Source organism: Luteococcus sp. Sow4_B9 (genome assembly GCF_052116585.1).
Classification (GTDB): Bacteria; Actinomycetota; Actinomycetes; order Propionibacteriales; family Propionibacteriaceae; genus Luteococcus.
Window position 1 is genome coordinate 35,544 of record NZ_JBQKKT010000017.1, and the last position, 14,334, is coordinate 49,877.

11 protein-coding genes are annotated in these 14,334 nt (G+C 68.2%); 10 read left to right on the plus strand and 1 reads right to left on the minus strand.

Translation table 11 applies throughout. The annotated features are described in order from the left end of the window. Positions 1-128: 128 nt before the first annotated feature. From carA to metK, 9 genes are all read left to right on the plus strand, one after another. A complete protein-coding gene (gene carA / locus ACTQ49_RS10865) occupies positions 129-1,355 on the plus strand; it encodes a glutamine-hydrolyzing carbamoyl-phosphate synthase small subunit (protein ID WP_441827860.1) in 1,227 nt (408 codons plus the stop codon). Then, complete coding sequence (gene carB / locus ACTQ49_RS10870) at positions 1,355-4,723, plus strand: carbamoyl-phosphate synthase large subunit (RefSeq protein WP_441827861.1); 3,369 nt, start codon at positions 1,355-1,357, stop codon at positions 4,721-4,723. Before carA ends, carB begins: the two co-directional genes overlap by 1 nt. Then, a complete protein-coding gene (locus tag ACTQ49_RS10875; protein ID WP_441827862.1) occupies positions 4,720-5,829 on the plus strand; it encodes a quinone-dependent dihydroorotate dehydrogenase in 1,110 nt (369 codons plus the stop codon). Before carB ends, ACTQ49_RS10875 begins: the two co-directional genes overlap by 4 nt. 46 nt (positions 5,830-5,875) lie before the next feature. Next, positions 5,876-6,676, plus strand: a complete 801-nt coding sequence (pyrF, locus tag ACTQ49_RS10880) for an orotidine-5'-phosphate decarboxylase (RefSeq protein ID WP_441827863.1) — start codon at positions 5,876-5,878, stop codon at positions 6,674-6,676. A gap of 225 nt (positions 6,677-6,901) precedes the next feature. After that, positions 6,902-7,216 carry an integration host factor, actinobacterial type gene (gene mihF / locus ACTQ49_RS10885; RefSeq protein ID WP_441827864.1) on the plus strand — a complete coding sequence of 105 codons (315 nt, stop codon included), beginning with the start codon at positions 6,902-6,904 and terminating at the stop codon, positions 7,214-7,216. 40 nt (positions 7,217-7,256) lie between these two features. Beyond that, positions 7,257-7,832, plus strand: a complete 576-nt coding sequence (gmk, locus tag ACTQ49_RS10890) for a guanylate kinase (RefSeq protein WP_441827865.1) — start codon at positions 7,257-7,259, stop codon at positions 7,830-7,832. Positions 7,833-7,896: 64 nt separating this feature from the next. Then, a complete protein-coding gene (gene rpoZ / locus ACTQ49_RS10895) occupies positions 7,897-8,241 on the plus strand; it encodes a DNA-directed RNA polymerase subunit omega (protein ID WP_441827866.1) in 345 nt (114 codons plus the stop codon). A gap of 11 nt (positions 8,242-8,252) precedes the next feature. After that, the gene (gene coaBC / locus ACTQ49_RS10900; RefSeq protein ID WP_441827867.1) at positions 8,253-9,515 is read left to right on the plus strand and encodes a bifunctional phosphopantothenoylcysteine decarboxylase/phosphopantothenate--cysteine ligase CoaBC; all 1,263 of its coding nucleotides are present in this window, start codon (positions 8,253-8,255) and stop codon (positions 9,513-9,515) included. Positions 9,516-9,621: 106 nt separating this feature from the next. Next, entirely contained in the window at positions 9,622-10,809 is a 1,188-nt protein-coding gene (gene metK, locus ACTQ49_RS10905; RefSeq protein ID WP_441827868.1) for a methionine adenosyltransferase, read from the plus strand. A gap of 117 nt (positions 10,810-10,926) precedes the next feature. On the opposite strand, the gene ACTQ49_RS10910 is transcribed toward metK, so the two are convergent. Beyond that, positions 10,927-12,228 carry a threonine/serine ThrE exporter family protein gene (locus tag ACTQ49_RS10910; protein ID WP_441827869.1) on the minus strand — a complete coding sequence of 434 codons (1,302 nt, stop codon included), beginning with the start codon at positions 12,226-12,228 and terminating at the stop codon, positions 10,927-10,929. A gap of 71 nt (positions 12,229-12,299) precedes the next feature. Between ACTQ49_RS10910 and ACTQ49_RS10915 the strand changes: the two genes are divergently transcribed. After that, positions 12,300-14,282, plus strand: a complete 1,983-nt coding sequence (locus ACTQ49_RS10915) for a primosomal protein N' (protein WP_441827870.1) — start codon at positions 12,300-12,302, stop codon at positions 14,280-14,282. The last annotated feature ends 52 nt before the right edge of the window (positions 14,283-14,334 follow it).

Genomic DNA, 14,334 nt, shown 5'->3' on the forward strand with positions numbered 1-14,334 from the left:
CGCAGGGTGATCAGTGAACGTGTGCCAAAAATTCTGGTCGTGGTCAGTGACACCGGTCGGTCCTGATAGGGTTCCCGACGATCACTCACCCGCAAGGCCTTGCCCGGCTCGGGCAGGGGAGGATGGCCATGACCTCGTCCCAGTTCGTCTCGCAATCGTCGGTTCCCGCGATTCTGGTTCTGGAGGATGGCCGCCATTTCCGCGGCACCTCCTACGGTGCCGCCGGAACCACCTTCGGTGAGGCAGTCTTCACCACCGGAATGTCCGGATACCAGGAGACCCTCACCGATCCCAGCTTCCACCGTCAGGTGATCGTGGCCACATCGCCACACATCGGCAACACCGGATGGAATGACGAGGACAGCGAGTCGGAGCGCATCTGGGCCGCCGGCTATGTCGTGCGCGATCCTGCGCGGATCTCCTCCAACTGGCGCAGCCGACGCAGCCTCGACGAGGAACTGGTCAAGCAGGGCATCGTGGGGATCAGCGGGATCGACACCCGAGCCCTGACCCGTCACCTGCGCGAGTGCGGGGTGATGCGCGTCGCCATCAGCACCGAGGTTCTGGATCCGGAGGCGCTGCGCCAGCAGGTGCTCGAACAGCCCTCCATGGCTGGCCTCAGCCTCGTCGACGACGTGACCACCCCCGAGGCGCACGTCGTCCAGCCCGACGGTGAGAAGAAGTTCACCGTCGTGGTGATGGACATGGGCATCAAGGCCAGTACGCCGGTGCGGCTGGCGGCCCGCGGCATCGAGCAGCACATCCTGCCGGCCACGGCGAGCTTCGAGGAGATCGAGCGGATCAAGCCGGACGGGGTCTTCTTCTCCAATGGTCCCGGCGACCCCTCCACCGCGGATGGCCCAGTGGAGGTGCTGCAGCAGGTGCTACGCGCCGGCTACCCCTATTTCGGCATCTGCTTCGGCAACCAGCTCTTTGGACGAGCCCTGGGTTTTGGCACCTACAAGCTCAAGTACGGCCACCGAGGTGCCAACCAGCCGGTGATGGATCGCACCACGGGCAAGGTGGAGATCACTGCCCAGAACCATGGCTTCGCCGTGGACGCGCCGGTGGACCAGCCCACCGAGACTGAGTTCGGCACCGCCACCGTGAGCCATGTCTGCCTGAACGACAATGTCGTGGAGGGCCTTGAGCTGCGCCGCGACGGCAAGCTGGTGGGCTTCAGCGTGCAGTACCACCCGGAGGCCGCGGCCGGCCCCCATGACTCGAGCTACCTGTTCGACCGTTTCGTCGAGATGCTCGACGCCGCCACCGCGCAGCAGAACCCGGCCAACCAGCAGAACCAGGCCAACCAGCAGAACCAGGCCAACCAGCAGAACCAGGAAGGCACCAACTGATGCCCAAGCGCACTGACATCTCCTCGATCCTGGTCATCGGATCCGGCCCGATCGTCATCGGCCAGGCCGCCGAGTTCGACTACTCCGGAACCCAGGCCTGCCGCGTCCTGCGCGACGAGGGCTACCGGGTGATCCTGGTCAACTCCAACCCGGCCACGATCATGACCGATCCGGAATTCGCCGACGCCACCTATGTCGAGCCGATCACCCCGGAATTCGTGGAGAAGGTGATCGCCAAGGAGCGTCCCGACGCGATCCTGCCCACCCTGGGCGGCCAGACCGCACTGAACACTGCCGTCGCCCTGCACGAGAACGGCGTGCTGGAGAAGTACGGCGTGGAGATGATCGGCGCCAACTTCGATGCCATCCAGCGCGGTGAGGACCGTCAGAAGTTCAATGACATCGTCACCTCGCTCGACGTGCCCGGTGGCGTGGCCGAGGTGGCCCGTTCGGAGATCTGTCACACGATCGACGAGGTGGTTGCCGCGGCGAACCACCTGGGTTACCCGGTGGTCGTGCGCCCCAGCTTCACCATGGGTGGCGCCGGTTCTGGTTTCGCCCACGACGAGGAGGAGCTGCGCCGCATCGCCGGCACTGGCCTGGACCTCAGCCCGTCCACCGAGGTCCTCATCGAGGAGTCCATCCTGGGCTGGAAGGAATACGAGCTGGAGCTGATGCGCGACAAGGCGGACAATGTCGTCATCATCTGCTCGATCGAGAACCTCGACCCGATGGGCGTGCACACCGGTGACTCGATCACCGTCGCCCCGGCGATGACCCTGACGGACCGTGAATACCAGTTCATGCGCGACGTCGGCATCGAGATCATCCGGCGCGTGGGCGTGGACACCGGCGGCTGCAACATCCAGTTCGCGATCAATCCCGAGAACGGCCGGATGGTCGTGATCGAGATGAACCCCCGCGTTTCCCGATCGTCGGCGCTGGCGTCGAAGGCGACTGGTTTCCCGATCGCCAAGATCGCCGCCAAGGTGGCCACCGGCTACACGCTGGACGAGATCACCAATGACATCACCGAGGAGACGCCGGCCAGCTTCGAGCCGGCCCTGGACTACGTCGTGGTGAAGGTGCCCCGCTTCGCCTTCGAGAAGTTCCCGCAGGCCGACGACACCCTGACCACGCACATGAAGAGCGTCGGCGAGGCGATGAGCCTGGGCCGCAACTTCACCGAGGCGCTGGGCAAGGCCCTGCGCTCGCTGGAGGACCCCAAGGCACCCTTCGTGCTGACCATGCCGGAACGTAGCAAGGAGGAGCTGCTCGAGCTCGTCAAGCGCCCGCACGACGGGCGTCTGGGAGAGGTCTTCCAGGCCCTGATGGCAGGCGCCACGCCGCAGGAGGTCTTCGACGCCACCAAGATCGACCCGTGGTTCATCGACCAGCTGGTGATCCTGGTGGAGGTGGCCCGCGAAGTGGCCGAGGCCAGCGAGCTCACGCCGGAACTGCTGCGCAAGGCCAAGCGGCACGGCTTCTCGGACGCCCAGATCGCCGCCGCCTGCAACATGAGCACCGACGTGGTGCGCGGCGTTCGCTGGGCGCTGGGCATCCGCCCGGTGTACAAGACCGTCGACACCTGCGCCGCCGAATTCGCCGCCAAGACCCCCTACCACTACTCGTCCTATGACGAGGAGACCGAGATCGCGCCGCGCGAGAAGCCGGCCGTGCTGATCCTGGGTTCGGGCCCGAACCGCATCGGTCAGGGCATCGAGTTCGACTACTCCTGTGTGCACGCCGCGATGGCGCTGACCGAGGCGGGCTACGAGTCCATCATGGTCAACTGCAATCCGGAGACGGTCTCCACCGACTACGACACCTCTGATCGTCTGTACTTCGAGCCGCTGACGCTGGAGGACGTGCTGGAGATCTACCACGCCGAGTGCCAGGCCGGCCCCGTCGCCGGTGTCATCGTGCAGCTCGGTGGCCAGACCCCGTTGAAGCTCGCCCAGCAGCTCAAGGACGCCGGCGTTCCCATCGTCGGCACCAGCCCGGAGGCGATTCACCTGGCGGAGGAGCGCGGCGCCTTCGAGGCGGTCCTGGCCGACGCTGGCCTGCGTGCTCCGGCGCACGGCATGGCCGTCAGCTTCGAGCAGGCCCGCAGCGTCGCGCAGTCCATTGGCTACCCGGTGCTGGTGCGCCCCAGCTATGTGCTGGGTGGTCGCGGGATGGAGATCGTCTATGACGAGGCCAGCCTGCAGCGCTACATCGCCAGCTCGACGCTGATCAGCCCCACCTCGCCGGTGCTGGTGGACCGTTTCCTGCAGGATGCGATCGAGATCGACGTGGACGCGCTGTACGACGGGCAGGAGCTCTACCTGGGCGGCGTGATGGAGCACATCGAGGAGGCGGGTGTGCACTCCGGTGACTCTGCCTGCTCGCTGCCGCCGATCACCCTGGGCCAGGAGATCATCGACGAGATCCGCCGTTCCACCGAGGCCATTGCCAAGGGCGTTGGGGTGAAGGGCCTGATCAACATCCAGTTCGCCCTGGCCGGCGGCGACACCCTCTACGTGCTGGAGGCCAATCCGCGCGCCAGCCGCACGGTTCCCTTCGTCAGCAAGGCGACGGCCACTCCGCTGGCCAAGGCCGCCACGCTCATCATGATGGGGGCTTCCATCCAGGACCTTCGTGACCAGGGCATCCTGCGAGCCGAGGTGGACGGTGACTACACCTGGCACGGCGCCCCGGTGGCGGTGAAGGAGGCCGTGCTTCCCTTCAACCGTTTCCGCACCGAGTCCGGCCAGAATGTGGACACCATCCTGGGCCCGGAGATGCGTTCGACGGGCGAGGTGATGGGCCTGAGCAATACCTTCGGCGTCGCCTTCGCCAAGGGCCAGATCGCGGCGGGGCAGTTCCTTCCCACGTCGGGCACCTTCTTCGTCGCGATGGCGAACCGGGACAAGCGTCACGCGATCTTCCCGGTGAAGCGACTGGCCGATCTGGGCTTCACCATCCTGGCGACGCAGGGCACCGCCGCGGTGCTGGCCCGTCAGGGCGTCGAGTCGACCGTGGTGCGCAAGCACTCGGAGGGCCGTGGTCCCAATGGCGAGCCGACCATCGTGGATCTGATCCGCGACGGTGAGGTGGACGTGGTCTTCAACACCCCGGGCCAGGCGGGAGGCAGTGAGCGGGCCGACGGCTACGAGATCCGCAGTTCCGCCGTGCGGCTGAATGCCCCCTGTATCACCACCGGGCAGGGACTGGCCGCCGCCGTCCAGGGCGTGGAGGCGCTGTGTGCCCAGGAGGCACGCACGGCCCGGGCCGCTCAGGGGGAGCAGGTGGCCGATGCCATCGGCGTGAAGTCGCTGCAGGAGTGGGCTGCCGACGTCGCCGAGGCGCTGGAGAAGCGGGCATGAGCGCCGGCGAGCAGGCCCGGGCGACGGGCAGCGAGCTGGTCACCCGCGGTTTGCTCGCCGGGTACCAGCAGGTGGTGCGGCCGGGTCTCTTCCGGGCCCACGGTGGCGACGCGGAGGCCATCCACGAGGATCTGATCCGTGCCCTGGGCGTGGCGGGGAGCGTTCCCGTGCCCGTCGCCCGGCTCTCGGCGTCGGCCCTGGGCCGCAGACAGGGGACGACGCTGGCCGGGATCAGGTTCCCGGGGCGGGTGGGCGTTGCCGCGGGGCTGGACAAGAATGGCGTGGCCGCGCGCGCCTGGGCCGGTCTGGGATTTGGCTTCGCCGAGCTCGGGACCGTCACAGCGCAGGCCCAGCCGGGCAATCCGCGGCCGAGGCTCTTCCGGGCCAAGGAGTCCGGGGGGATCATCAACCGGATGGGTTTCAACAATGAAGGTGCCCAGACGCTCGCGGATCGGTTGGCCGGCTGGGGCGTGGAGCGGGGCAACCAGGCGCTGGGCATTCCGGTGGGCATCAGCATCGGCAAGACGAAGGTCACGCCGCTGGACGGGGCCGTCGAGGACTATCTGACCAGCCTGCGTCTGCTGGCCGACAAGGCGGACTACCTCGCGATCAACATCTCCAGCCCCAATACGCCGGGACTGCGCAGCCTGCAGGACGGCGAGGCCCTGCGTGAGCTCACCCGGGCGCTGGTGGTGGAGGCCGCGGTGCTCAACCCCGGCAATCCAGTGCCGATCTTCGTGAAGGTGGCGCCGGACCTGACCTGGGAGGCCCTGGACGAGGTACTCCAGACCTGCGAGGAGGCCGGCATCAGTGGTCTGATCGCCACCAACACCACGCTGGCCCGGGAGGGGCTGCGGGGCAGTGACGCGAGGTTGGCCACCGAGGCCGGTGGCCTGTCCGGTGCGCCCCTGACGGTTCGCTCGCGCGAGATGGTGGCGCGCATCGTGCAGCAGTCCTCGCTGCCCGTGATGGGCGTGGGGGGCATCATGACCCCCGCCGATGCCCAGGCCATGTTCGACGCCGGCGCGCAGCTGGTGCAGGTGTACACCGGCTTCATCTACAACGGTCCCGCCCTGGTGCGGGGCATCAACCAGCTCCACCGCTGACCCATCACACCCGGCCGAGCCTGTCGAGGCCACAGGAGGATTCCCCATGACCTACGCCGAACGACTCGCGCGCCTCACCGCCGAACGTGGTGCCCTGTGCGTCGGAATCGATCCCCATCCGCAGATCCTCGCGGCCTGGGGTCTCGACGACGACGTGGCGGGCCTGGAGGCCTGTGCCCGCGGCATGGTGGAGGCCATCGGGGCCGAGGTGGCGGTCTTCAAGCCCCAGTCCGCCTTCTACGAGGTGTACGGCTCCGCGGGCATCGCCGTGCTGGAGCGCGTCCTGGAGGACATCCGTCAGGCGGGCGCCCTCAGCATTCTGGACGTCAAGCGCGGCGACATCGGCTCCACGATGGCGGGTTATGCCCGTGCCTATCTGTCCGACGACTCGAGCCTGCGGGCCGACGCGGTGACGCTCAGCCCCTACCTGGGTTTCGAGTCGCTGCGTCCTGCCATTGATCTGGCCCACCAGACGGAGCGGGGTCTGTACCTGCTGGCGCGCACCAGCAACCCGGAAGGTGGCGACGTGCAGCTGGCCACCGCGACTCGCGGCGGGTCGGTTTCCCAGATGATGGTGGACCTGGCTGCACAGGAGAACACCCGCTCGGGCCAGAATGCGATCGGCCTGGTGGTTGGGGGGACCCATGCGGATCCCGGATGTGACGTCAGCGCCTTCAACGGCTCCATCCTGGTTCCGGGCATTGGTGCCCAGGGCGGTACGGTCGAGGGCTTGCGGGCAATCTTTGGTGACGCCACCCGCCTGCTGCTGCCGTCTGCCAGCCGCCAGGTGATGCAGGGAGGTCCCTCGGCGGAGGGTCTGCGCGCGGCCTTCCACAGCATCGTCTGATGCATTGTCCGTGCGGACCGCGCCCCCTTGCAGAATGCACCGTGCAAGCATCTCGGGTGTGCCAGCGGTGCCCGACACGATATTGCCTTCATCACAGCAACCCCGGGTGCCGAAATGGCATCTGGGCAGGGTAGATTCGGCTGCGGCAAGCAGTTTTCGACGGTAGCGTGGTATTGACGGACCGAGCATCGGGGTATGTTCGGAAACTAGGAATGGAGACCTGTCGTGGCGATTCCAACACTGTCACCGGAACAGCTGCAGGCGGCGCGTGAGGCCGCCACCCAGGCCCGCCGGGCCAGGGCCGAGCTGAAGGAGAAGGTGCGTGCAGGCACCCTCACCTTGGGGCAGGCACTCGACATCGCAGCCAAGGACGACGTCCTGGCCCATGTGAAGGTGGTGGACCTGCTCAAGGCGATGCCGCGAGTGGGCGACAAGCGAGCGGCCGAGATCATGGAGCGGCTTGAGATCGCTTCCAACCGTCGGGTCCGGGGCCTGGGACGACACCAGGTGGCCGGTCTGAAGGCGGAGTTCGAGCAGTAGACCCCGCAAGGGTCATCAGGAGCTAGGAGTAGTCAGCAGCGTGACCGAGCAAGAACCTGGAACGGCCACGCCGCGGGTGAGCGTGATCAGTGGACCCACCGCCGTGGGCAAGGGGACGGTGGTGGCGCGGCTGCACGAGCTGTACCCGCAGGTCTACGTCTCCACCTCCGCAACCACGCGGCCGCCTCGGGTGGGTGAGGTGGACGGGGTGCACTACCACTTCCTCACCGACGAGCAGTTCGACGATCTGGTGGCGGGCGATGGCCTGCTTGAGTGGGCCGTGGTGCATGGCCGGCACCGGTACGGCACGCTGCGCGCTCCGGTGGATGAGGCCGTGGCCCGGGGCCAGGCCGTCATCCTGGAGATTGACCTGCAGGGTGCGCGTCAGGTGCGCGAGACCTACCCGCAGGCGCAGCACATCTTCCTGCAGCCTCCCAGCTGGGATGAACTGGTGCGCCGACTGGTGGGCCGTGGAACCGAGACTGCGGAGCAGCAGGAGCGTCGTCTGGTGACCGCCCGGGAGGAGTTGGCGAGGATGGAGGAGTTCGACCACGTCGTCACCAACACGCAGATCGATGAAACCGTGCATGATTTGGTAGGCTTGATGGGCTTGTGACCTCTGGCCACAGAACCGATGGTGTCATCGCCGTCGGACTTCCGGACGAGAACGAAGGTTCATCTTGACCACAAACATCCCCGAGGGCGTCACCAACCCTCCGATCGACGAGCTGCTCGACAAGGTCGACTCCAAGTACCGCCTGGTGCTGTTCGCCGCCAAGCGCGCCCGCCAGATCAACGCCTACTACTCGCAGCTGGGCGAGGGCCTGCTGGAGAATGTCGGCCCCCTGGTGGAGACCGGCGTGCAGGAGAAGCCGCTGTCGATCGCCATGCGTGAGATCCAGGCCGACGTCCTGGAGTGCACCGAGATCGATCCTGAGGCCGAGGCAGCTGCCCGCGCCGAGGCTGCCGTCGATCCCGACTTCGCCATGATCGCCGATCCCTTCGGCGACATCGACCCGGCCTGACCCAGCCCGTCGTGGTCCAGCCCGATGCCACCGGCCGCCGAGTAGTCCTCGGCGTTGCCGGTGGCATTGCTGCGTACAAGGCGTGTGAGGTGGTGCGGCGCCTGCGGGATGCCGGCTGCGATGTGACGGTGGTGCCCACCGCCAATGCCCTCAAGTTCGTGGGGGAGACCACCTGGGCCGCCCTCAGCGGCAAGAAGATCAACACCGACGTCTGGAGTGACGTCACCGAGGTGCCCCACGTCCGGCTGGGACAGACGGCCGATCTGGTGATGGTGGTGCCCGCCACTGCGGACCTCCTCTCACGCGCCGCCACCGGCCGCGCCGACGACCTCCTCACCAATGTCCTGCTCACCGCCCACTGTCCGGTGGTGATGTTCCCGGCGATGCACACCGAGATGTGGCAACACGCCGCCACCGTGGAGAATGTCGCGACGCTGCGTCGTCGGGGAGTGGTCGTCAAGGACCCGGCGTCCGGCCGGCTGACCGGTGCGGATTCCGGCCCCGGACGGCTGCCCGAACCCGACGAGATCACCGAGATCGCCCTGCGGATCATGGCCGGCGGGGCCGAGGCCTCGGCAGCTGCGGCAGGCCAGGACCTGGCTGGTCGTCACGTCGTCGTCTCCGCGGGCGGCACCCATGAGGCACTCGACCCGGTGCGCTACCTGGGCAACTCCTCATCCGGTCTGATGGGGGTGGCCATCGCCCGCGAGGCGGCGCTGCGCGGTGCTCGGGTGACACTGGTGGCCGCCAACATGCAGGCCACCCCGCCCAGCGGCGTCGAAGTGCGCCCCGTTGTCTCCACGGCCGACCTGGCCCGGGTGATGGGGGAGCTGGCACCGGCCGCCGATGCCATCGTGATGGCCGCAGCTCCGGCGGACTTCACCCCCGAACAGCAGGCCGACTCGAAGATCAAGAAGGACGGCCACGGCGGTCTGACGTTGCACCTGGTGCAGACCACCGACGTGCTGAAGTCGCTCACCGCAGCGCGCGCACAGGATGGCGAACGCACGGGTCAGGTCATCGTCGGTTTTGCGGCCGAGACGGCTCCCGACCACGACGAGTTGTTGCGCATCGGCGCCGCCAAACTCGCGCGCAAGGGCTGCGACCTGCTGGTGCTCAACGACGTCTCAGGTGGCAAGGTCTTTGGCCACTCCACCACCCAGATCACCGTGATCAGCCCAGACGGACCCGTCGCCGAGGTGGCGGGCACCAAGTCCGAGGCCGCCGTCGCCATCGTCGACGCGCTCAGCGGACGCTTGTCCCAGGGCGTCTAGAGTGGGTGGTGCCCCGCACGTCCAGGGGCCGTGGTCGGGCATGTGGCCCGACGATTGAACACGTCACAGGGCCGGGCTTGTCGCCCGGACAGAATGGAGTATCCCCATGAGCAGGCTCTTCACCTCGGAATCCGTCACCGAGGGCCATCCCGACAAGGTGGCCGACGCCATCAGCGATGCCGTCCTCGACGCGATGCTGGAACAGGACCGCGGCTCGCGCGTGGCCGTCGAGACGCTCGTGACCACTGGTCTGGTCGTCGTGGCCGGTGAGGTCACCACCGAGGCCTATGCAGACATCTCCGGGCTGGCACGCCAGACCGTGCTGGACATTGGCTATGACTCGTCGGACAAGGGTTTCGACGGTCGTTCCTGCGGCGTCAGCGTCGCGATCGGCTCCCAGTCGCCCGACATTGCCCAGGGCGTCGACAAGGCCTTCGAGAACCGCGAAGGCTCCGGTGACGCGCTGGACCTGCAGGGCGCCGGTGACCAGGGCCTGATGTTCGGATATGCGTGCAGCGAGACGTCCTCCTTCATGCCCCTGCCGATCGACCTGGCCCACCGGCTCTCCGAGCGACTCACGAAGGTGCGCAAGGACGGCATCCTCGACTACCTGCGCCCCGACGGCAAGACCCAGGTCACCATCGAGTACGACGACAAGGGTCGCCCGGTGGGCGTCGACACGATCGTCGTGAGCACCCAGCACGCCGAGGGCATCAGCATCGAGCAGACGATCACCCCGGACCTGGCCAAGCACGTCATCGATCCGGTGTTGGCGAGCTATGACCTGCGCACCGACAATCTGAAAACCTTCGTGAACCCCACCGGCAAGTTCGTCATCGGTGGTCCGATGGGTGATGCCGGAGTGACCGGCCGCAAGATCATCGTCGACACCTATGGCGGCATGGCCCGTCACGGTGGCGGTGCCTTCAGCGGGAAGGATCCGTCGAAGGTGGACCGTTCCGCGGCCTACGCGCTGCGCTGGGTGGCCAAGAATGTGGTGGCCGCCGAGCTGGCCGAGAAGTGTGAGGTGCAGGTGGCCTATGCGATCGGCAAGGCCGCACCGGTGGGCTTCTACGTCGACACCTTTGGCACGGGGGCCGTGGGGGAGGACCAGATCCGCGATGCCGTGCTTGAGGTCTTCGACCTGCGCCCGGCCGCGATCGTGCGAGACCTGGACCTGCTCAACGTGAAGTACTCCACCTTCACCGCCTACGGGCACTTCGGCCGTCAGCTGCCCGGCATGAACTGGGAGAAGCTTGACCGGGTGGATGCGCTGAAGGCCGCCATCCGCTGATCGTGCGGTAGAACCTCACCGAGGGTGTCGGTGCTCCACGGGGAGCGTCGGCACCCTCGGTTCGTGTTGGCCACAGTTCGTGTTGGGCACAGTTCGTGTTGGTGGCGGGTCCGGGGATCAGGTGGTCGTGGAGCGACGCAGCCGGGTCAGGTGGTGCATCCGTCGCGCGATTCGTTTGAGGGGCAGTGCCAGTGCTGACCCGACGAGCAGGCCCAGGGCGATGGCGGTGACGAAGGTGATCACGCCGTAGACGGCATCGGCCTGTCCGGTGCCCAGACCGACGGTGGTCACGCCCATCAGACCTAGCGTCCCGGGCACCAGCAGCCAGAAGCTGGGCAGGAAGGTCACCAGCCTGGGCACATTGGCCCTGGTGGACTCGATGGCGGTGGAGAGGAAGCTGGCCACCACGGCCCCGCAGAAGGCACCCACCGGCATCGAACCGCCATAGGTCTGGCCGGTCATCTGGGTGATGAAGGTGCACACCAGCACCAGCGTCGTCCAGCCGAAGAGCCGCCAGGGCACGGACTCGGACAGGGTGATGCCGAGCGCGATCAGGGCCAGTCCTGCCGGGAAGGACCAGATGCCCAGGTCATGCAGGCGGGTGTTGGTCAGCTCGGAGGTGGGCAGCCCCAGCAGGAGGCTGGCGGCCACCACCCCCAGCGCGAAGAGGAGCAACTGCACCAGCCCGTTGAAAAAGCGTGCGGTGCCGGAGACGATGGCGCCCGTGGCCAGTTCGGCGATCCCGGTGCTCAGCAGGGCGCCGGGCAGCAGCACGGCGATCGGGCAGATCAGCGTCCGCAGGGGGCCCTCCACCAGGCCCAGCTGGTCGGCCCCCATCACCACCAGCGAGACCACCAGCGCCGCCACGCTGGGCAGCAGGGCCGCGAGCAATGCGTGGCGGGTGGAGGCGCGCATCAGGAAGCTCACCAGCAGGGAGCAGAATCCGGCCAGCAGCACGTTGATCGCGGAGGGCTGCATGATGAGGCAGATGCCCATGGAGACCATCACCAGTCCCAGGTAGAAGCCCCAGGCGCCGTAGGCGTGGGGGATCCTGCGGGCGGCGGCCATGGCGGCCACGCCCTGGTCCACGTCCAGCCGGCCGGCCAGCAGGTCCCGCCGCACCTCGCCCACCCGCAGTGACTGGTCCAGGCGCATGCCGCCCTCGACCCGTTCGATCGTGGCGGGTTCCCCTGAGGCCAGTGCCAGGGTGACTGCGGTGGGTGTGGCGGAGACCTGGATGTGCTGGTGTCCCAGATGGGCACCCAGCCGACGCACCTCGGTCTCGGCGTCGGTCACGGTGGCCCCACCGGCCACCAGCCCCGCGCCCACATAGGTCAGCAGGCGACGCGTCGCGACGTCATCGCGGGGGCTTTCGGCCTGGCCCTGGTGGGCGGGAGGGGCGTCATCACGACAGGTCACGGCGACACACTAGCGAGCCGCCAGCCCTGCCCGGGGCAGCAGTGTCGGAGGCACCGCCTACCATCGTCAGGGTGATCGAACTGCCCGTGGCCCGCTGCGCGATCGACGTGCCCCTGCCGCACCTCGATCGCTTCTTCGACTACGAGGTTCCCGAGGCCCTGGATGAAGCAGCCTGTCCTGGGGCCCGGGTGCGGGTGCGCTTTGCGGGCCGCCTGCGCGACGGTTTCGTCGTCGAACGGTTGGCCGTCAGCGACGCCGGGGTGAAGCTGTCCCGGCTGGAGAAGGTCATCAGCAGCGAACCGGTGCTGGGAGAACAGCAGGTGACGTTGATCCGTGCGGTGGCCGATCACTGTGCGGGCACCTTCAGCGACGTGATGCGGCTGGCCATCCCACCGCGGCATGCCGCCACGGAGAAGGCGCAGCCCAAGCCCTGGCCCGAACCGTCCATCCCGGAATTCGTGGCGGGACCCCTTTCGGACTATCCCCACGGGGCCCAGTTCCTGGAGCACCTGGCAGCCGGCGAGTCGCCCCGGGCCTTCTGGCAGGTGGTGGCCAGCGCTGCGCAGGATCCGTGGCAGGGGTTGGTCCAGGCCTGCGCCGCCACGCTGCGGTCACAGCGGGGCGTGCTGCTGTTGGTGCCAGACGTCAAGGACCTGGAGAGACTCCGCGAACGACTGGGCGAGACGCTGGGGGCCGGTTGCGTGGCCGTCCTCCACAATGACCTGGGGCCAGCGGCTCGCTATCGCAACTTCCTGGCCGCCTCCCGCGGGCAGGCCCGGGTGGTGATCGGCACCAGGGCGGCGGCCTTCGCACCGGTGCGTGACCTGGGGCTGGTGGCGCTGTGGGACGACGGCGATGACCTGTGGGCCGAGCCGCGGGCTCCCTACTTCCACGCCCGGGACGTGGCAGCCCTGCGGGCCACCCAGCAGAAGGCGGCCCTGCTCTATGCTGCCCGCGGACGCAGCTGTGAGGTGCAGCACTGGATCGAACGCAGCTGGCTGCTGCCGATCGAGATGCCGTCGGCCGAGATCCGTCGCCTCTCACCGGCCGTGCGGGTGGCCGCAGACTCGGATCTGGCGCTGGAACGAGATCCCCTGGCCGCCTCGGTCCGCCTGCCGAACCTGGTCTTCGAGACCATCCGGCGATCCCTGCCGCAGGGTCCGGTGCTGGTGCAGGTGCCGCGCGCCGGCTACCTGGTGGCACTGGCCTGCCAGACCTGCCGGACCCCGGTGCGCTGCGCTGCCTGTCACGGTCCGGTGCAGTCGCGGCGCCGCGACGGCGAACAGCAGTTGTCCTGCCGGTGGTGTGGGCGTCTGGTGGTCGGATGGCAGTGCGGCACCTGCGGGGACCGGCGGCTGCGGGCGCCGGTCGTCGGTTCGGTGCGGACCGGTGAGGAGCTCGGCCGCGCCTTTCCCGGGACGCTGGTGATCGACTCGTCGGGGGAGTGCGTGCGCAGCCAGGTGGGGGGCGAACCAGCGCTGGTGATTGCCACACCGGGAGCGGAACCGGTGGCCGAGGGCGGCTATGCAGCGGCCGTACTCCTGGACACCGTGATGCAGCTCTCCCGGCCTGACCTGCGGGTGGCCGAGGAGGCGCTGCGTCGCTGGATGAATGTCCTGGGGCTGGTGCGGCCCGGGGCTGACGGCGGCAGCGTGGCGGTGGTGGGCCCCAGCGATGACCGCACGATCCAGGCCCTGGTCCGCACGGATCCGGGTGGCTTCGCCGAACGGGAGCTGGCGGATCGCTTCGAGGCCCGCTTCCCACCGGCCGCGAAGTTCATCACCCTGGAGGGGAACACACGCGCCCTCGACGAGATGGTCCAGGCCAGTGAACTGCCCGAGGTCGTGGACGTCCTGGGGCCGGTGCCCGCAGGGGGTTCCGGTCCGGGAGGCGGTCTTGACCCGGACGAGGAGATCCACCGGCTGACGCTGCGCACGCCCGGTTCCCACGGCCGGGAGCTCACCGCCGCGGTGAAGGCAGCGAGTGCGGTGCGATCCGCCAAGAAGGCGGAGGGCGCTGTGCGGGTGCGGGTGGATCCCGCGGCGCTGGCGTGAGCCGGGATTCGCTCGGATGGGATGGGGCACTAGGCCAGACAGGATAGGTTTG